Source organism: Pontibacter lucknowensis (assembly GCF_900156415.1).
GTDB lineage: Bacteria > Bacteroidota > Bacteroidia > Cytophagales > Hymenobacteraceae > Pontibacter > Pontibacter lucknowensis.
Genome location: NZ_FTNM01000006.1, coordinates 110437 through 128506 on the forward strand (window position 1 = coordinate 110437; position 18070 = coordinate 128506).

An 18070-nucleotide genomic window follows, 5' to 3' on the forward strand; every position below is an offset into this window, starting at 1 on the left:
AGGCCATCCAAAAATTCACTTCTGCTTCCTCAAAAAATTTACTCCGGTCTGTTTTCACTGAAGCTTCTTCACAATAGTGGTCTCTCCTCATGCTATCCCCTTTTACTACGCTTGCATCTCAATAACACTAGGTTTAAATATAGGATTGAGTCCACCTGTAATTTTGAAATACCAATAACCAATCCTAACTGAGGCCGTAAAAAAATAGAGGGCCATATCAGAGCAGGTTATTTGAAAATTGATATTTATATATAATAAATTTTTAGAATTTCGATTATCAGGCTAGGAGAAATATTAATTCAGATTAAGCTATATAAAAAAATATCCTTGCCCCAGTGCTTCAATATCTGGAAGCTCTTTTTGGAATATTTTACAGGAAGAGTACTCATTGACCGGCAGGCGCAAGGTTCTGCTGTGGCCTTGATTTTAAAGAACAAAATGGGAGCCTAATTTCCCACTGATCATATTAACTGACCACATTAACCGGGTGGTGGAGTCCCCGGGCCACTAAGACGGCATAAGCACCCCGAATATTAAACATAACGCACACATAACTATGGAACGACAAACGGTAATAGGCATTTTTAAAGAAGGTATAGACGCACAGGCTGCGGTGCAAAAGCTGGAGAGCACGCACCATATCGGCCGTGACAAAGTAGATATAGCAAACCCTGCCTCTGCTTCAGCAAGACAGGTAGGCAGCACCAGAGATAAAGACAATGATGGCGTAAGTGGTTTCTTTGGCTCTTTGTTTGGCCAGAACGACGACGCGAACAAACATACACAGGCAGCCCGCAAAGGCTGGGTAGTGACGGTACACGCCGACTCCCGACAGCAGGCAGAGAAAGCCGCTGAAGTCCTGGACTCATGTGGCGCAGTGGATGTAGACGAGCATGTGGCACAAAACAACCCACAGGCCGGCACAGCCAGACCACCACAGGGCACGGCCCAGACCAATACCGGACGAACAGGCGACTCTAGCCAGTCTATTCCGATTATGGAAGAGCGTATGAACGTAGGTAAACGTGAAGTGGAGCGTGGCGGTGTACGCATGAGAAGCCGCATCGTGGAGCGCCCGGTAGAAGAGCATCTGCGTTTGCGTGAGGAACATGTGGATGTAGAGCGCAACAAAGTAAACCGACCTGCAACAGACCGTGACTTCCAGAATTTCAAGGAAGGAGAGATCAACATTACAGAACGCGCTGAGGTGCCTGTAGTCAACAAAGAGGCCCGCGTAGTGGAAGAAGTGAAGATTAACAAGCACACAGAGCAGCGTGACGAAACTGTAAGAGGTACCGTACGCAAAACTGATGTGGACATTGACAAATTAGACAAAGACAAAGACCTTCGCAACCCGGGTAACAAGCCCGGCAACCCTCGCAACATATAGGGAAAGGTTTTGTAGATAAGGTAAGAGGCAGTCATCATGTGGCTGCCTCTTGCTGTTTTACAAAAAGGGCAAAGCTAAGCCCCACGAGAAGCAATGAACCATCCCCTGCCCTGCCCGTACAATCTGAGACATTTGAACCGATAGAAGCGTAATCCACTTCACCACATATAGTCCCGAGCCATGAGCAAGAAATCAGACAAACTTAAATCAGAATTTGACGAGAAGCTACGCGAGAGTCGCACCACCCCACTGGAAGAGCGGGACATTCAGGACGAATATGGTCGTGACGAGCGGGAGAACCTGGATGTAGACATAGAGTACAGCAAGACGATACCCGTGATTGAAGAGCAGGTGCGGGTAGACACAGAAGTCAGAGAGACTGGCAACGTACACATTGCCAAGGAAGTGCACCGCGAGGATGTGGACCTGGACCTGCCCATCATACATGAGGAGGCGGAAATAGAACGCGTCGAAATAAATCAGTATGTCGACACACCCCCACCGCCAGTACGTTATGAGGGCGATAAGATGATTATACCTGTGCTGAAGGAAGTGCTGGTAGTGGAGAAGCGCCTGCTGGTGGTAGAGGAGATACACGTTACCAAGCGGCGCACCGAAGAGCACGATACACAGCACGTGGAACTGCGCCGGGAAGAGATCAGGGTCGAGCGGAAAAGAAACAATCCGAACGAACCGCAAAGCTGAACCCTGCCTGGGTTTGAGGTATAAAACAGTGCCTGGCCAAAATAAATAGTTCCACGCGGCGTTGTTATATAAACGAACCACTGAAGCAAGCGGGTCCGGCAGCTACATGAGCAGCCGGACCCGCTTGCTTTTACAGCCTTAAAATGCACATATCCTATGACTAGCCACTTCGCAGGGACCTTGTTCCGGAATGTGGATAACCCTTAAAATCGTGGATAAAAATATACGCCGCAGCGCGTGGAACATCATACGTTCTGCGCAAAAAACTGTATCTTTGTAAAAGTTCTATACCCCATTCGGGCTAACAGATTAAAAAATGCAAACTATGGAAATAACGTATTACGGACAGTCCTGCTTTCTTTTCAAAATCGGTGAGCACCGCATTCTATTCGACCCGTTCATCTCGCCAAACGAGTTGGCCAAGGATATTGACGTGGACAGCATCAAGGCTGATTACATTCTGCTCTCGCACGGTCATCAGGACCACGTGCATGATGCGGAGCGCATCGCAAAAAATAACGGTGCCACCATTGTAGCCAATTTTGAGATCGCGAGTTGGTATGAAGGGAAAGGTATAGAAAAGACCCACCCGATGAACACTGGTGGTAAGGTAACCTTGCCATTTGGCACCGTGAAAATGGTGAACGCCGTGCATTCCAGCTCCCTGCCAGATGGCACTTACGCTGGTGTAGCAGCCGGATTTGTGGTGGAAACAGAGAATCAGACATTTTATTTTGCCGGTGATACGGCCCTCACCTACGACATGAAACTCATACCTGAGCAGTATGATGTGGACTTCGCCCTGTTGCCGATTGGCGATAACTTTACCATGGACATCCACGATGCCCTGGTAGCGGCTGACTTTGTGCAGGTAGACAAGGTGATCGGTATGCACTACGACACCTTCCCTTACATCAAAATAGACCATGAGGAAGTGAAGGAAGTAGCGCAGATGGCCGGCAAGGAACTAATATTGATGGAGATAGGTCAGACTATAAACCTATAATTTTTAGATGGGAAAAATAATAGCGGTTGCAAACCAAAAAGGTGGCGTAGGCAAGACCACCACAGCCATAAACCTGGCTGCGAGCCTGGCAGCCCTCGAATTTAAGACATTACTCGTCGATGCAGACCCGCAGGCTAACGCCACATCGGGACTTGGCTTCGACCCCGCCAGCATCAGCAGTAATATCTACGAGTGCATGGTAGGGGAAGCGAATATTGAGGACATCATACTGAAGTCGCCTAACCTGGAGACCCTGGATCTGATTCCCTCGCACATCGACCTGGTGGGCGCTGAGGTGGAGATGATCAACATTCCGAACAGGGAGGAGAGAATGCGCGAAGCATTGGCTCCGCTCAAGGAGGTGTACGACTTCATCATTATCGACTGTTCGCCTTCGCTGGGCCTGATCACGGTAAACTCACTTACGGCAGCCGACTCAGTGGTGATACCCGTTCAGTGTGAGTACTTTGCGCTGGAAGGTTTGGGCAAACTGCTCAACACGATCAAAATCATCACGACACGCCTGAATACCGAGCTTGCCATTGAGGGCATCCTGCTGACGATGTATGATGTGCGTCTGCGCCTGAGCAACCAGGTGGTGGAAGAGGTGAAAACGCACTTCCAGCAAATGGTGTTTGATACGATCATCCCGAGAAATGTGAAGTTGAGCGAGTCTCCGGGTTATGGTATACCTGCCATTCTGTACGATGCAGAAAGCAAGGGTGCCATGAGCTACCTGAACCTCGCCCGTGAGATAGCAGAGAAGAACAGCGTTGCGCTGGCGAAATAACCTTACTATTACATGTCCGATAACAAGAAACCAGTACCAACACGCAAGGGAGGCCTTGGCAGAGGCCTTGGCTCTCTCCTGGAGGGTAACAAATATACTGGCAAAACAGCCGAATCAACCACCGTTAACGAAGTCAATACCATCGCAGATATAGCTATTGAACACATCCAGACGAACCCTTACCAGCCCCGTACGCACTTTGACCAGACGGCGCTGGAAGAATTGGCTGAGTCTATCCGGATACAGGGTATTATCCAGCCTATCACCGTTCGTCAGCTTGACCAGAACAGCTTCCAGCTGATATCGGGTGAGCGCCGCTATCAGGCAGCCAAAATGGCTGGTCTGACCACTATTCCTGCCTACATCCGCAAAGCCGACGACCAGCAGATGCTGGAGATGGCCCTGATCGAAAACATTCAGCGTGAAAACCTGAACGCCATCGAGATCGCCCTCTCCTACCAGCGCCTGCTTACCGAGTGCAGCCTGAAGCAAGAAGAACTTGGTGACCGCGTGGGTAAGAAGCGCACGACGGTGACCAATTACCTGCGCCTGCTTAAACTGCCGCCCGATATCCAGATCGCCCTGCGCGACAATGTAATCAGCATGGGCCATGCCAGAGCGCTGATTAACATCGACACCATCGACAAGCAATTGGAGATTTTCCGTAAGGTAGTGGCGGAGGAACTGTCAGTGCGCAAGGTGGAAGAGCTGGTGCGCAATGTGCAGAATGCCAGTAAAAAGCCGGATCCACAACAAAAACTGGTCTTCAACAGGTATGATGAAGAGTTGAAGGGAGTAGAGAAAAAGCTTTCTTCGCAATTTGGCACCAAGATCCTGGTGAAAGCCAACAACGATGGCAAGGGAGAGATCAAAATCCCTTTTGTATCGGTGGACGAGCTGAACCGTATATTGGAGATTCTGAACTACTAAGAGAACAGCATGAGGTTAGCGCCTGGTATAGCTTTATTTGTGGCATTACTCTTTTCGCAGCTGCTGCCATCGCCGGCCAGGGCGCAAGTTGTCACATCCGGACCAGACTCGGTTTTGGTGCTAACTTCCGAAGCTGACACCGCCCAGCAAAAGCAGTTTTTCCTGAGCGGCTTCAAAAACCTGGGCCGTCCTGGACGCGCAGCTCTTTTCTCGGCCGTTATACCCGGAGCAGGCCAGGTATACAACGGCGCCTGGTGGAAGGTGCCCATCATTTACGCTACAGGCGGGGTGCTGGGCTATTTTATTATCGACAACAACAATAAGTACCAGGACTTCCGGACGGCATTAAATATGCGCACAGGGCGTAGTAACCAATTTTTTCAGGTATACGACGCCTACTTCTATGACCCTGTTTATGGTGATGCAGTGCAAAACGGAACCCAGAACCTGCGTGTGAGCCGCGATTTTTACCGACGTAACCGCGACCTGACCATCATCTTATCAGTACTGGCTTACGGCATGCAAATAGCGGAAGCCTACGTGCACGGTCACCTGCGCGAGTTTGACGTGAGCGATAACCTGAGCCTGCGCGTGCAGCCCGACGTTTTCCGCACACCTGCCACCAACGGTGTTACGCCTGGTCTTACCCTTACTTTATACACCCGAACTAAATGAGAATCCTATTGATAGGCTATGGCAAAATGGGGAAAACCATTGAGCAGATGGCCCTTGCCAAAGGTCACCAGATAGCTGGTACCATTGACCATACCAATGCCGAAACACTGAACAGCTATACCCCTGAGAACACGGACGTAGCCATTGAGTTTACCCATCCGGAAGCCGCCTTTGGCAATATTTCTTACTGCTTAAAGCAAGGTATACCGGTGGTTTCGGGCTCTACAGGCTGGCTGGACAGGTATAGCGAAGCTGTAGCTTTGTGCCAGGAAAACAAGGGCGCTTTCTTCTACGCTTCGAATTATAGCGTGGGCGTTAATTTGTTTTTCCATTTTAACGAATATATTGCCAGTAAAATGCAGGCCTATAAGGAGTACCAGGTGTCGATTCGTGAGATCCACCACCTCCAGAAGGTCGACAAGCCGAGCGGCACAGGTATAACCACCGCCGAAGGTATACTGGCCAGCTTCCCTGACTTGCAAGGCTGGGCAGCTGATAACGATTCGGATAAGTCTAAACTGAATATTGTTTCGGAGCGTGAGCCGGATGTGGTAGGTACCCACATCGTGACCTACGAATCGGAAGTAGACAAAATAGAACTGGGCCACATTGCCCATAGCCGTGCCGGTTTTGCCGAAGGTGCCCTGATGGCAGCTGAGTGGCTCAAAGACCGCCAGGGAGTGTACGGCATGAAAGACATGCTCAACCTGTAGAAACAAAACGCTTTATAGATGAAAGTAAAGTTTTGGGAAAAGAAGCCCGCTAACAAGGCGCCTAAAAAGAAAAAGAGCTTTGCGCGTGAGTGGGGCGATGCCATTCTGTTTGCCGTTATCGCGGCCAGTTTGATCCGCTGGGCTACTTTTGAGGCCTATACCATCCCGACTCCTTCTATGGAGAAGTCGCTGCTGGTAGGCGACTTCCTTTTTGTGAGCAAACTGCACTACGGTCCGCGCACCCCGATCACACCGCTGCAGGTGCCGCTCACGCACCAGACCATCTGGGGAACGAACATCCCCTCCTACTCCGACGCCATCCAGCTGAAGTCATACCGTTTGCCTGGCTTCTCAGAGGTACAGCGCAACGATGTGGTGGTATTCAACTACCCACCGGAGGAGCATCACCCGGCTGACCTGCGCACCAACTACATCAAGCGTTGCATCGGTATTGCCGGCGACTCCATCGAGATCCGCGACATGCAGGTTTACATCAACGGGCAGATGGCGGAGAACCCGGACAAAATGCAGTATAAGTACTTCCTTTCTACAGAACAGCGCCTGGCAGAGAAGTTCTTCCTGGAGCGTGACATCACCGATGTGATCCAGTGGCAGGGTGGCTATATTGTGGATACTTCTCCTGAGAAAGCCAAGGCCCTCGCCCAGCTTGATTTCATCAAAGAGGCAACGCTCCTAATGGACGAAGCAGGTAAAGGCGACGCAGAGGTATTCCCCCATGTGCCAAGCAAGTACGAATGGAACAAAGACAATTTCGGTCCGCTCTACATCCCGAAAGAAGGTGCAACCGTAGCCATTACGCCGGAAACGCTGCCTTTTTACGAGAAGGTGATCCTTGGCTACGAGCGTAACGAAAACGCTGAGGTACGTGACGGTAAGCTATACCTGGACGGAGCAGAAGCCACGACTTATACCTTTAAGCAGGACTACTACTTCATGATGGGTGACAACCGCCACAACTCCCTCGACTCACGTTACTGGGGCTTCGTACCCGCCGACCACATTGTGGGTAAGGCCGTGATGATCTGGATGTCCACCGACCCTTACGGCGGCTTCCTGGACAAGATCAGATGGAGTCGACTGTTTAAGACGATTAAATAAGGTATAAACCGATATAAAAATGAAACCGTCAGTTCTGAAAAGAGCTGGCGGTTTTTTGTTTTTGAGACGATGATATTTGGTAAATGAAATATTGTATATTTGGTATAGAACAGTGGAGATTTGCTACTAAGAAGATATACCACCACAGATAATGCAGATAGTAGGAGCAGGTACTCCTGCTATACACTAGTTAGCTTCAATTATAATATGAAAGTAACAAAGGTTTTATTAGACATTTTCTTAATTATTCTTGTAGTTATAAATCTGATTTTTCTTGGGATTACAACCATATACGGTGGAATAACAAGAGGAATATTCTATTCTGTATTAACTGATAGGCCTGAATTCTCACAAATCAGCGATAGTCAGATAGAGGTTATAAATATTGTTTCCACGGTTCTGATAGTCAGTGGGACAATCTTGCCACTGGTTCTTTTGTTCTTGCCAATGTTTACGACTAAGCAGAAACGGATCCTAACAGCTTGCTTGTCCCTTATTCCTATATTATTCTTATTGACAAGACTCTTAATTTTTCCAGAACCAGACTCTTTTACTCAAACCTCTATGGGCGAATTCCAGGTCAGGAAATATGAATGGGACACTCAAAATGGACAGATAGAAAGATGGTGGATAAGTGAAAAGCCTTCAAGTGCATAAGATAGAATTAAGTGGCTTACTTTAGCACAACCTGAAAAATAACTGAAAGCTAACATCACACCACGGCCGACGGCCTAGAATGTTGTTTATACGAGCACGTTAATCCCCTATCAAGCTCACAATTTAAATCCAGAGTTAAGCAGTTCAATAAGCAGTAACAAGACACAAAATGAACACCACCCCCGCACACGACGCACGCATGGCCAGCATGACCTTTGCGTCGGTATACCCGCACTACCTCGCCAAGGTAGAAAAGAAGGGCAGAACAAAAGAAGAGCTGCACCAGGTCATTGCGTGGCTTACGGGTTTTGATGAAGCGCAACTGCAGTCCTTAATAAACGAGAAAGCAACTTTTGCCGATTTCTTTGAGAGGGCAAATTTGAACCCTAATGCACAGTTTATAACAGGCACGATCTGTGGCTATCGCATCGAAGAAATTGAAAATCCTGTTACCAGGCAGGTGCGGTATCTGGACAAGTTGGTGGACGAATTGGCTAAAGGGAAGAAGATGGAGAAAATTCTGCGAACAGTCTGAAAAGCAAATACCAAATAACTTAACCATAAATAAAACCGTGAAAAAAAACCAACTACCCCGCATCCTTTACCTACTCCTACCCTTCCTCACCATAGCCTGTACCCAAAAGATGACAACCACCGCCACCAAGCCCCAAACCGGTCAGCAAGTGATCGAGACCATGTACCGCCATTGGGAAAACAAGTGGTATCCAAATTTTGCCTTCGACCAGCGGGCGATTTTCTATAAAGACGATCAGGTGAGTCGTGAAGAGATCTGGCAGGAGATCTACAGCTATCCGGCTAACCTGCACATCCGCTTCGATGGCTTTGAGACTGGCAATGGTGTGGTCTACAACCAGGACACGGTCTATACCTTTAAAGAGGGAAAGCAGGTGAACAAGCAATACTCGATTCACCCCCTGGTGCTGCTCAGCTTCGATGTATACTTTTATGACCCTACCACTACCATCAGCAAGGCGCAGGAGCTGAACTTCGACCTGAGTCAGTTTACAGAAGCCACCTGGCAGGGACGCGATGCTTACGTGGTGGGCACCACCGATCCGAATGACCAGAGCCGCAATCAGTTCTGGGTTGACAAAGAAAACCTTTATGTAGTGCGCGTATTAACCAACAGCAAAGGCGTAGCACGCGATGTAGAGATGAACAACTACCAGGAGATAGAGGGAAATATGGTCGCGACAGAGATTGTCTTCAAAAATAACGGTCAGCTGTTTCTGCGGGAAGAGTACTTCAACATCTCTTTCCCTGAAAAAGTAGATCCCAGCTGGTTTGACCCGGCGCAGTTCACGACTGCGAATTGGAAGCAATAGATTATATAGCGCGAGTCGAAGATATGGGACTTCCTCGTTCGTAATCAAGTAAATAGGGGCTTTAGGCCCCTATTTTATTTATACTTTAATGTCATTTCGACCCTAGGGAGAAATCTGGTGTATGAGCACTGAAGTCCACCCAGATCTCTCCTATCGTCGAGATGACAATGTGTGGTTAGATGTCTTAATGAAGCGCACTGGGAATTAATGACAACTACCAATCTATCGGCTCTTTGCCCTGCTGCTTCAGATACTCGTTGGCTTTGCTGAAGTGGCGGGTGCCGAAGAAGCCGCGGTCGGCGGCGAAGGGTGACGGATGGGCCGCTTTGAGCACCAGGTGCTTGCTCTCGTCAATAAAAGCGCCCTTTTTCTGTGCATAGGCTCCCCAGAGCATAAAGACCACCCCAGTTTTCAGGTCATTTACTTTGCGAACAACGGCATCGGTAAACTCTTCCCAACCTTTTTTCTGGTGAGACCCTGCATCGCCGGCACGCACTGTAAGAGTGGCGTTTAGTAATAAAACGCCCTGCTCTGCCCAGCGCTCCAGGTTTCCGGTGGCTGGCAGATCTTTGCCAAGATCGCTTCTGATCTCTTTGAAGATATTGATTAGCGAGGGTGGAATGCGAATACCATCTTTCACCGAAAAAGCCAATCCATTCGCCTGATTAGGACCATGATAGGGGTCCTGCCCTAAAATAACTACCTTTACCTGATCGAAGGGACATCGCTCGAAAGCATTGAAAATCTGGTTACCGGGTGGGTAAACTTTTTGAGAGGTGTACTCGTCTTTAACAAAAGACACGAGGTCTTTGAAATAGGGCTTTTCAAATTCTTCTTGCAAGATATTTTGCCAGCTTTCTTCTATCTTTACGTTCATGAGAGTCAGTAGGGGTATCGGGTTTGCTTGGTAACAGGTATCAGGGGCCCGGAAGGCTATACCTGAAACAGATTCTAATTATACAAAAAACTCTGTAACATGGATACAAAAACTACAGAAGGAGTAAAAGTAACGGTTACGACCAACTACCTGCCCGATTACTCCAGTCCGGTACAGCAGCACTTCGTATTTGCTTACAAGATCAGTATAGAGAATAACAGTGAGTTCACAGTCAAGCTTTTACGTCGCCACTGGTACATACACGACGCCACTGGCACCATGCGCGAAGTGGAAGGCGAAGGTGTGGTAGGACAACAACCTGTGCTGGAGCCAGGTGAGTCGCACGAGTACGTGTCAGGCTGCAACCTCAAGACAGGTATGGGCAAAATGCGCGGCACTTACCTGATGGAGCGTATGGTCGACGGCAAGCAGTTCCATGTGACTATACCTGAGTTCTCACTCATCGTGCCGTATAAGTTGAATTAATTGTATCCTTGTTAATTCGGCTATACCTTTAAATTTGTAGTTTCAAACTATCTGTGATTATCACTAAAAGGTTGTCCAGATAGTGAAACAACAATTTAACGACCACCAATTTAATATTTCATCCATTGCTCCCCTTCCACCTTGCGGCAAATTACCTGCTTTACCGCCTCAGGGCTTTTAAGCTGCACGGAGTCCACTCCCCTTTCGTATTCGATCTGTACCACCGCGTGATCCGGCACGATGGAGACTACTATGCCTATCCGCTGGTTGAAGATTTGCGTGCTTCGCTGCTGTTTGAGGATCGGACTATACCTGTTACCGATTTTGGAGCGGGTCCCAAGGCCGGACTGAAGAAAGTCCGAAAGATCAGCTACATTACCCGTACCTCAGCCAAACCAGCCAAATATGCCCAACTGCTTTTCCGGTTGGCAGCACATTTCAGGCCTGGTACCATTTTCGACCTGGGCACTTCCCTCGGCCTCACGACCTCATACCTGGCGATGGGAAACAAACAGGCCAGCGTCTATACCTTTGAAGGATGCCCGTCGATAGCAGCAGAGGCAAAAGTAAATTTTAAGAAACTAGGCCTGCAGCATGTGCAGCAGGTTATTGGCAACCTGGATGACACGTTGCCAAAGCAACTGCAGGAAGTGAAGCAGCTGGATTTTGTGTTCTTCGACGGGAATCACCGCTACGAACCCACCATGCGTTATTTCAAAGCCTGCCTGAGCAAGCATCACGAGTATAGTGTGTTTGTAGTGGATGACCTGTATTGGTCAGCAGAGATGAAGCGTGCCTGGCAGGAGATCAAACAACATCCGGAGGTATGCCAAACGATTGACCTGTTCTACATCGGCTTAGTGTTTTTTCGCAAGACCCAGCCGAAGGAGCATTTTACGCTGCAGTATTAATCATTTTCCTTTACCACTTGCGCCTGCCAGCCGCCATACACGCCATTAAACTCCTCCGCCAGTTGCCATAGCCCTAAGGTAGTGGTATGGATATCTTCCTCGGTAACAGGCTGTACCTTCGCAATGACGATGCTATAAGGTACCTCCGATTCGTTTTGGTTCTTTCCCTCCTGCACCAGGGTATAGCCAACTTTTCCTGACTCACTTCTGAAGGCTGTACGATCAGCTTCCGTTGCAAAGCTTACAAAATGCAACACTGAGCGGGGAATGTGATGTTCATCTCCCTGCTCTTCCATCATGCGCAGAATGCGGCTGTTTTTGATGCTTTGCATATCGGCCGGCTCCGGAAACAGGAAGTCCAGGTATAAGCCCCAGTCAGCATCCAGCAGGTTGTTTGAAGCGAAGGTATAGGCGGGGAATTGTTGCATCACGTTAGTGGCAATCGCCTCCGGCAAAGCTTCCTGCCCGCTGTAGAAATAGAAGCTGCGTTTGCCGTCGTGCAGCAGCTTGCCTACAAAGGCCGCCTGAAGTGAGTTTTGAAGCTCCTCCACCAGTGCTTCTTCTATCGCCTCAAGCTGCTCCCACTCAGCTTCGTCAGCCGGAAAACCATCGGCATCGGGCTGCTGCAGCGCCACAACAAGTTCAAAAGCGCGGTGCTGCTCAGGTATAGGGGCCAGGCTTTCAAAAGCCAGATCGACGCTCACGCAGGCAGGGCGGTCGTTGATATCGCAGAAATAAACTTCCCACTCGGGGGTATGGGCAGGTACAGTCATAGGTATAATCTGAAAGAAATAAGGAGAGCATCAACCACAGTCAATGCTCTCCTTTGATACGTTTAAAGGCTGCTTAGCGAATAGCCTGGCGAATACGCACTAACTTCTGGAGCAGGTCTTCGAGCTGGTCAAGTGGCAGCATGTTGGCGCCGTCCGATTTCGCTATCGATGGCTGCGGGTGCGTTTCGATGAACAGGCCATCGGCTCCCACCGCAATAGCTGCTTTGGCAATCGTCTCGATCAGGGCTGGTTTGCCGCCTGTCACGCCGGAGCTTTGGTTAGGCTGCTGCAGCGAGTGGGTCACGTCCATCACCACTGGTACACCATTCGTCTGCATTTCGGGCAGGTTGCGGAAGTCCACTACCATATCTGAGTAACCAAAGCTGTTGCCTCGGTCGGTCAGGATCACTTTATCGTTTCCAGACTCGCGCACCTTGTCCACGGCAAAGCGCATGGCCTCGCCTGACAGGAACTGTCCTTTTTTGATGTTCACTACCTTACCTGTTTTAGCAGCTGCTACCAGCAGGTCGGTTTGGCGGCACAGGAAAGCCGGGATCTGGAGCACATCCACATACTCAGCCGCCATTGCCGCCTCGTCGCTCTCGTGAATATCCGTTACAGTAGGTATATCAAAGGTCTGGCTCACCTTCTGCAGGATGCGCAGCGCTTTCTCGTCCCCTATACCTGTAAAGGAGTCAAGGCGGGAGCGGTTGGCTTTGCGATAAGACCCTTTGAAGATCAACGGAATCTCCAACTTGTCAGTAATGGTTACAAGTCGCTCGGCTATCTGCAGGGCCATTTCCTCGCCTTCAATAGCGCATGGGCCAGCCATCAAAAAGAAGTTGCCAGAGTCGGTATGTTTTAATTTTGGTACTTCGAACATAGTCAATTGCTTGGTTTATACCTTTCGGTCTGCAAATTTAGTCAGATGCGGGGGAATAAAGAAATGAATACATTAGTGATTGGGTGGATGAGCGATTGATGGTTGCCGGATACATGATTAACCCATCCCGTCCCCTATCTGAGCGCTTTTCCGAACTTGTAAGTCCGACAGATAGCTCAGATTGGACCATGCTGGAAAGACTATAAAGCGTAACGTCGCTACATTAACTTTCAAACTCTCCAACTCCTCACCCCCCAAACTTCTACATTCCCAGCTTCCTCAACTCTATAAACAGCTCCCTCCCCTGCCTTGGCGGGATGGAATTGTAGGCGGTTTCGAAGTGAAGAAACTCGAAGTAGGGCTTGAAATAAGTGCGGTACTCTTCGCGACTGCCGCCGAAGGGCGGCCCATTGTGCTCAAAAGTGGTGTCAAAGAGCAGGCCAACTAACTTCCCTGCCGGCGCGAGCAACTCGGCACATTTGCGTGCATAGTCTGCACGAAGTTGCGGGTCGATGGCACAGAAAAAGGTCTGCTCTACGATCAGGTCATATGTGCCCCCGAGTTCGAAAAAGTCCTGGAGCAGCAATTGATTTTCGGGGAAGTCCGGCACCCGTTCGGAAAATCGCTGCAGTGGCGCCTCGGCAACATCAGCTATGTAGGTATGTGTGAAACCATTACGGAATAAATATTCCGCTTCGTATGCGTTGCCACAACCCGGAACCAGTATGCGCTGACCTGTGTTAGGCATCTGATTGAAATAATCACGGAGTGGAGGCGTTATAGCCCCAACATCCCAACCCGTCTGGCCCAGTTGGTAGCGGTTTTGCCAGTAGTCGGCATTAAATTCTTGTTTCATCTTGTATGATAATAGCTCAAAAGTCTTAAATTTGAAACTTGCATACGCACCATTCCAGGCAGCAAAAGCTTAAAATATGAGTACGCTGGAAAAAAAAGACACCCAAAAAGAACATCAGCCCATGAACCCTTCTGAAAAAAGAAGCAACCGCAAACTCCTGATTAGTGGCCTCCTTGTCATCCTGATCAGCATCAACGGCATCCTGCTTTACATGAATTATCAGAAAAAAGAGAAAAACGAGGAGCAGGCCGAGGTGATCCGTGTGAAAGATAAAGAACTGGAGAACCAGATAAAAGTTTACGAAGCCCTAAAGGCTGATTTTGAGCGCCAGAGCCAGGAATTGCAGGCGATGGGTCTCGAAAACGACTCGCTGGAGGCACAAATCGCGTCTATTTCGTCTGACCTGAACGAGCTGCGAAGCTTCCGTAAGAGCAGCTACAGCCTGGCTGACCAGCGCCGCTTCCGCGACCGTGCGCAGGCGTTTGAGCAGCAACTGAAACAGAAAGACCAGGAAATCGCTACGCTTAAACAGGATAATGAAGTGCTCTTCACAGAGAATACCTCACTTAAAACCACTCAGAACCGCCTGAGCGACAGTCTCACCACCATGAAGACCACCAACGAAACGCTGGTAGAGAAGGTAAAAGTGGCCTCGAGACTCGAAGCACAGCGTATGAATGTTTTTGCGGTAAATAAGCGCGGCAAAGAGCTGGATGACAAGAACAATGAATTCAGAATGAGAAACGTGGAAAAGATCCGCGTAACGTTTAACCTGGGCAAGAACGATGTAGCACCACGTGAGCCGAAGACGATTTACATGCGTCTGATCGAGCCGGATGGCGCCGCCCTGTACAATCTTTCTACGGGTTCAGGTTCGTTTGAGATTGACGGCGAAGACATGTACTACACCGCTAAGCGCGACATTGTGTTTGATAACACGCAGCAGCAGGTAAGCTTTGTGTACAATAAAAACGCAGAGTACAAAAAAGGCCAGCATACCATTGAGCTTTATGCCGATGGTTTCCTGATCGGATCAACCAACTTTGTGCTGAAATAATACTTAAACCCTAGAGTCTGAAAGCCCCGTCCATTAGGTCGGGGCTTTTTTGTATCCATACCTCAGGTATAGCCATAAAAAAAACCCTATCCTGAGGAAAGGGTTTTAGTCCATCGTTCACATGAAATTCTCTAACGCAGGCGTTAGAATTTAATCAACAAGAAAATTCTTACTCCACCAGCATGCTGCTGCGGTGCTGTATTACTTTAAAGCTCTCCACCATCTTCACCGATTCGTGCACGTCTTCCGTGAAGATCGCTACAAAGGAGTCCGGCTCGGCATTTTCCAGCGCATAGGCGATGGCACGCATTTCTTCCGGTATCACCTTCACTTGCTTATGTGGCGCTACGTCTTCTATACCTTGCATCATCGGCAAAGTGATTTCCTCAGGCGTCTTCCCGCGCAGGTCGTTGTCGAGGCGTATGATGATCTCGTCAAAGACTTCGCCTGCTACGCGACCTATTTCGTAGAAATCTTCTGTCCTGCGGTCGCCAACGCCAGCAATGATGCCAACCTTGCGCGACACGTCCATGTCTTCCATAAAGCCGCCGATGGCCTTCAAACCACCCACGTTGTGTGCATAGTCCACCAGTACCTCGAAGTTCGGGAACTGGAACAGGTTCATGCGGCCGGGCGTTTTATCCGGTGAAGGTATAAAGGTGCGCAGAGCACGCTTAATGTCTTCTATGTCAAAGTGCGATACATAGCCAGCCAACGCGGCAGCCAGTATGTTCTCAATGTTAAATTTCGCTTTTCCTCCAAAAGTCAGCGGCACATCAGCCACTCTATCTATCCGGATCTTGTAGCTGTTTTTAAAGATCGAGATATACCCGTTTTCAAAAACCGCCGCCAGTCCCCCTTTGGCAATGTGCTTGAGTATGCGCGGGTTGTTCTCGTCCATACTAAAGAAAGCTACCTTACATTTCAGCTCCTCCGCCATCGCATACACCAGGTCATCATCAGCGTTCAGAATGGCATATCCGTCTTTGCTCACGCTCTTCGGTATCACCGACTTCACATTGGCCAGGTCCTCCAACGTATGGATGTCGCGCAGGCCCAGGTGGTCGGAGCTTACGTTAGTCACAATGCCAATGTCGCACTGATCGAAACCCAGACCTGAGCGTAGCAAGCCGCCGCGGGCGCACTCCAGCACTGCAAAGTTCACGGTCGGGTCCTTGAGCACAAACTGTGCACTGTAAGCCCCTGTCGTATCGCCTTTCTCGAGCAACTTGTCCTGTATGTAGATGCCCTCAGTAGTGGTATACCCAACCTGATAACCTTTGCTCTTGACCATGTGTGCGATCAGTCGCGTGGTCGTGGTCTTACCATTGGTACCTGTCACGGCCACAATCGGGATGCGGGCGGGCTTGCCATGCGGAAACAGCATGTCGATTACCGGCTCGGCTACGTTACGCGGTAAACCGTAGGTTGGTGAGATGTGCATCCGGAAACCAGGCGCCGCATTTACCTCCAGCACAGCACCTCCGGCTTCGTTAAGCGGAATGGCAATGTCGGTTGTCATCACGTCGATACCGCAGATATCCAGCCCCACCAGACCGGCAATACGCTCGGCCATCAGGATGTTGTAAGGATCCACTAAGTCAGTAACGTCAGTTGCAGTGCCTCCAGTACTTATGTTAGCGGTACTTTTTAGGTATAGCACCTCCCCTTCGGGCAGAACCGACTGAGTAGTAAGGTCTTTGGCCTTTAAAATATTTTTGGTGTGCTGATCAATTTTGATGCGGGTCAGGGCCTTTTCGTGTCCCACGCCTCTTCTCGGGTCTTTGTTCTCCAGGTCGACCAGCTGTTTGATCGTGGAAACACCGTCACCGGTGACCATGGCAGGGGTACGCTTGGCAGCTGCCACAAACTTTTTGTTAATGACCAGCAGTCGGAAGTCAAAGCCCTGAATGTAGCGCTCCACCAGCACGGCCTCAGAATATTTCTGAGCGGCTGCCAGTCCTTTGAGCGCGTCTTTCCAGTTTGTGATGTTGATGGTAGCGCCTTTGCCGTGGTTGCCGTCCAACGGCTTTAGCACTAATGGATAGCCCAGTCTGTCCACGGCCCGCTTCAGTTCCTCCTGATCATACACAGTGGTGCCATTGGGAACAGGTATACCCGCTTCGTCGAGCAGTTCTTTGGTGGCGTTTTTGTCTCCGGCTATCTCCACGGCAAAGCAGGCAGTGCCACAGGTCATGGTGGCCTGTATGCGCTTCTGGTTCACGCCGTAACCCAGCTGAATGAGCGAGTGACGGTTGAGACGAATGTAAGGTATATTGCGGCTCTGCGCCTCTGATACAATAGAGTAAGTGCTTGGTCCGAAATATTCGTCTTCCCGGATCTGATGCAGGCGGTCGATGTCTTCGTCGAGTTTATACTTCTCTCCATTTATCAGAGCTTCCGTGATGCGGAGGGCAGCATGAGCGGCATACTCACCGGCACGTTCCTCCTGGTACGAGAAAATAACGAAATGCGTACCCTGCTCGTGGGCCATGTAACAGCGTCCGTAGCCGCTCTCCATACCGGCCTGAGTTTGCAGTTCCAGCGCGATGTGCTGCACGACGTGAGCGAAGGTAGTGCCTTCCTCCACCGATCTAAAGAAACCACCTTCCACGCCCGCTGCAGCCCTGTGGGCATACATTTCGGGGAGCAGTCGTTTGAGTCGGGTAGCGAAGCCGGGCACTTCGTGGGTAAGGATATCAGCCAGTTCTTCCAGGTCCAGCTTGAGTACGATAATTTTGGGATGCTCAACAGACCAGAAATTTGGTCCGCGCATGATGCGCAAGTCTGTAATCTTCATGGGAATGGGTAAGCAGCTTGTATTGCCTGTCAGATATGTTGTAGGTGTTGAAGGAAACAGCAACCATAAAATTGCTTGCTTGCAATACGTTATAAG

General features: G+C 49.5%; 19 protein-coding genes. 14 read left to right on the plus strand and 5 right to left on the minus strand.

Annotated features, from left to right (window positions below; genetic code table 11):
• Nucleotides 1-556 precede the first annotated feature (556 nt).
• From BW972_RS17210 to BW972_RS17260, 11 genes are all read left to right on the plus strand, one after another.
• Nucleotides 557-1390 (plus strand): YsnF/AvaK domain-containing protein, encoded by an 834-nt coding sequence (locus tag BW972_RS17210; protein WP_007654710.1) that lies wholly within the window; start codon nucleotides 557-559, stop codon nucleotides 1388-1390.
• A 180-nt stretch (nucleotides 1391-1570) separates the two neighbouring features.
• On the plus strand, nucleotides 1571-2095 hold the full coding sequence (locus BW972_RS17215; protein ID WP_083674239.1) for a YsnF/AvaK domain-containing protein: 525 nt from the start codon (nucleotides 1571-1573) through the stop codon (nucleotides 2093-2095).
• Between the two features lie 325 nt (nucleotides 2096-2420).
• The gene (locus BW972_RS17220) at nucleotides 2421-3101 is read left to right on the plus strand and encodes a metal-dependent hydrolase (RefSeq protein ID WP_007654713.1); all 681 of its coding nucleotides are present in this window, start codon (nucleotides 2421-2423) and stop codon (nucleotides 3099-3101) included.
• A 7-nt stretch (nucleotides 3102-3108) separates the two neighbouring features.
• Complete coding sequence (locus BW972_RS17225; protein WP_007654714.1) at nucleotides 3109-3891, plus strand: ParA family protein; 783 nt, start codon at nucleotides 3109-3111, stop codon at nucleotides 3889-3891.
• A gap of 12 nt (nucleotides 3892-3903) precedes the next feature.
• Nucleotides 3904-4821, plus strand: a complete 918-nt coding sequence (locus BW972_RS17230) for a ParB/RepB/Spo0J family partition protein (RefSeq protein WP_007654715.1) — start codon at nucleotides 3904-3906, stop codon at nucleotides 4819-4821.
• Nucleotides 4822-4860: 39 nt separating this feature from the next.
• Nucleotides 4861-5496 carry a DUF5683 domain-containing protein gene (locus tag BW972_RS17235; RefSeq protein WP_083674240.1) on the plus strand — a complete coding sequence of 212 codons (636 nt, stop codon included), beginning with the start codon at nucleotides 4861-4863 and terminating at the stop codon, nucleotides 5494-5496.
• Entirely contained in the window at nucleotides 5493-6209 is a 717-nt protein-coding gene (gene dapB, locus BW972_RS17240; protein ID WP_076423042.1) for a 4-hydroxy-tetrahydrodipicolinate reductase, read from the plus strand. Before BW972_RS17235 ends, dapB begins: the two co-directional genes overlap by 4 nt.
• 18 nt (nucleotides 6210-6227) lie before the next feature.
• Complete coding sequence (gene lepB, locus BW972_RS17245; RefSeq protein ID WP_007654718.1) at nucleotides 6228-7328, plus strand: signal peptidase I; 1101 nt, start codon at nucleotides 6228-6230, stop codon at nucleotides 7326-7328.
• A 207-nt stretch (nucleotides 7329-7535) separates the two neighbouring features.
• Entirely contained in the window at nucleotides 7536-7985 is a 450-nt protein-coding gene (locus BW972_RS17250; protein ID WP_076423043.1) for a hypothetical protein, read from the plus strand.
• Between the two features lie 169 nt (nucleotides 7986-8154).
• Entirely contained in the window at nucleotides 8155-8520 is a 366-nt protein-coding gene (locus BW972_RS17255) for a DUF2200 domain-containing protein (protein WP_007654722.1), read from the plus strand.
• Between the two features lie 37 nt (nucleotides 8521-8557).
• Nucleotides 8558-9331 carry a LolA-like protein gene (locus BW972_RS17260; protein ID WP_076423044.1) on the plus strand — a complete coding sequence of 258 codons (774 nt, stop codon included), beginning with the start codon at nucleotides 8558-8560 and terminating at the stop codon, nucleotides 9329-9331.
• Nucleotides 9332-9545: 214 nt separating this feature from the next.
• Here BW972_RS17260 and ung read toward each other — a convergent pair whose 3' ends face one another.
• Entirely contained in the window at nucleotides 9546-10208 is a 663-nt protein-coding gene (gene ung, locus BW972_RS17265; protein ID WP_007654726.1) for a uracil-DNA glycosylase, read from the minus strand.
• A gap of 99 nt (nucleotides 10209-10307) precedes the next feature.
• On the opposite strand from ung, the gene apaG reads away from it, so the two are divergent.
• Together apaG and BW972_RS17275 are read left to right on the plus strand one after the other, a co-directional pair.
• Entirely contained in the window at nucleotides 10308-10694 is a 387-nt protein-coding gene (apaG, locus tag BW972_RS17270) for a Co2+/Mg2+ efflux protein ApaG (protein ID WP_007654728.1), read from the plus strand.
• A gap of 125 nt (nucleotides 10695-10819) precedes the next feature.
• Nucleotides 10820-11605, plus strand: coding sequence for an O-methyltransferase (locus BW972_RS17275; protein ID WP_076423045.1), 786 nt, complete (start codon nucleotides 10820-10822; stop codon nucleotides 11603-11605).
• Here the strand turns inward: BW972_RS17275 and BW972_RS17280 are convergent.
• The 3 genes from BW972_RS17280 to BW972_RS17290 form a co-directional block, all read right to left on the minus strand.
• Complete coding sequence (locus BW972_RS17280; RefSeq protein ID WP_076423046.1) at nucleotides 11602-12378, minus strand: DUF695 domain-containing protein; 777 nt, start codon at nucleotides 12376-12378, stop codon at nucleotides 11602-11604. The genes BW972_RS17275 and BW972_RS17280 overlap by 4 nt on opposite strands.
• Nucleotides 12379-12451: 73 nt before the next feature.
• Entirely contained in the window at nucleotides 12452-13261 is an 810-nt protein-coding gene (gene kdsA, locus BW972_RS17285) for a 3-deoxy-8-phosphooctulonate synthase (protein ID WP_076423047.1), read from the minus strand.
• 262 nt (nucleotides 13262-13523) lie between these two features.
• Nucleotides 13524-14117 (minus strand): methyltransferase domain-containing protein, encoded by a 594-nt coding sequence (locus BW972_RS17290; protein ID WP_076423048.1) that lies wholly within the window; start codon nucleotides 14115-14117, stop codon nucleotides 13524-13526.
• Nucleotides 14118-14193: 76 nt separating this feature from the next.
• Here BW972_RS17290 and BW972_RS17295 point away from each other — a divergent pair, with 76 nt between their 5' ends.
• Nucleotides 14194-15174, plus strand: a complete 981-nt coding sequence (locus tag BW972_RS17295; protein WP_007654735.1) for a hypothetical protein — start codon at nucleotides 14194-14196, stop codon at nucleotides 15172-15174.
• 169 nt (nucleotides 15175-15343) lie between these two features.
• Here the strand turns inward: BW972_RS17295 and cphA are convergent, their stop codons facing one another.
• Nucleotides 15344-17974 carry a cyanophycin synthetase gene (gene cphA, locus BW972_RS17300; protein WP_076423049.1) on the minus strand — a complete coding sequence of 877 codons (2631 nt, stop codon included), beginning with the start codon at nucleotides 17972-17974 and terminating at the stop codon, nucleotides 15344-15346.
• Nucleotides 17975-18070: the final 96 nt, after the last annotated feature.

Coding starts and splice junctions, on each gene's coding strand:
- BW972_RS17210 (WP_007654710.1), top strand. CDS start 557: ATGGAACGACAAACGGTAATAGGCATTTTTAAAGAAGGTATAGACGCA.
- BW972_RS17215 (WP_083674239.1), top strand. CDS start 1,571: ATGAGCAAGAAATCAGACAAACTTAAATCAGAATTTGACGAGAAGCTA.
- BW972_RS17220 (WP_007654713.1), top strand. CDS start 2,421: ATGGAAATAACGTATTACGGACAGTCCTGCTTTCTTTTCAAAATCGGT.
- BW972_RS17225 (WP_007654714.1), top strand. CDS start 3,109: ATGGGAAAAATAATAGCGGTTGCAAACCAAAAAGGTGGCGTAGGCAAG.
- BW972_RS17230 (WP_007654715.1), top strand. CDS start 3,904: ATGTCCGATAACAAGAAACCAGTACCAACACGCAAGGGAGGCCTTGGC.
- dapB (WP_076423042.1), top strand. CDS start 5,493: ATGAGAATCCTATTGATAGGCTATGGCAAAATGGGGAAAACCATTGAG.
- lepB (WP_007654718.1), top strand. CDS start 6,228: ATGAAAGTAAAGTTTTGGGAAAAGAAGCCCGCTAACAAGGCGCCTAAA.
- BW972_RS17250 (WP_076423043.1), top strand. CDS start 7,536: ATGAAAGTAACAAAGGTTTTATTAGACATTTTCTTAATTATTCTTGTA.
- BW972_RS17255 (WP_007654722.1), top strand. CDS start 8,155: ATGAACACCACCCCCGCACACGACGCACGCATGGCCAGCATGACCTTT.
- ung (WP_007654726.1), bottom strand. CDS start 10,208: ATGAACGTAAAGATAGAAGAAAGCTGGCAAAATATCTTGCAAGAAGAA.
- apaG (WP_007654728.1), top strand. CDS start 10,308: ATGGATACAAAAACTACAGAAGGAGTAAAAGTAACGGTTACGACCAAC.
- BW972_RS17280 (WP_076423046.1), bottom strand. CDS start 12,378: ATGACTGTACCTGCCCATACCCCCGAGTGGGAAGTTTATTTCTGCGAT.
- kdsA (WP_076423047.1), bottom strand. CDS start 13,261: ATGTTCGAAGTACCAAAATTAAAACATACCGACTCTGGCAACTTCTTT.
- BW972_RS17290 (WP_076423048.1), bottom strand. CDS start 14,117: ATGAAACAAGAATTTAATGCCGACTACTGGCAAAACCGCTACCAACTG.
- BW972_RS17295 (WP_007654735.1), top strand. CDS start 14,194: ATGAGTACGCTGGAAAAAAAAGACACCCAAAAAGAACATCAGCCCATG.
- cphA (WP_076423049.1), bottom strand. CDS start 17,974: ATGAAGATTACAGACTTGCGCATCATGCGCGGACCAAATTTCTGGTCT.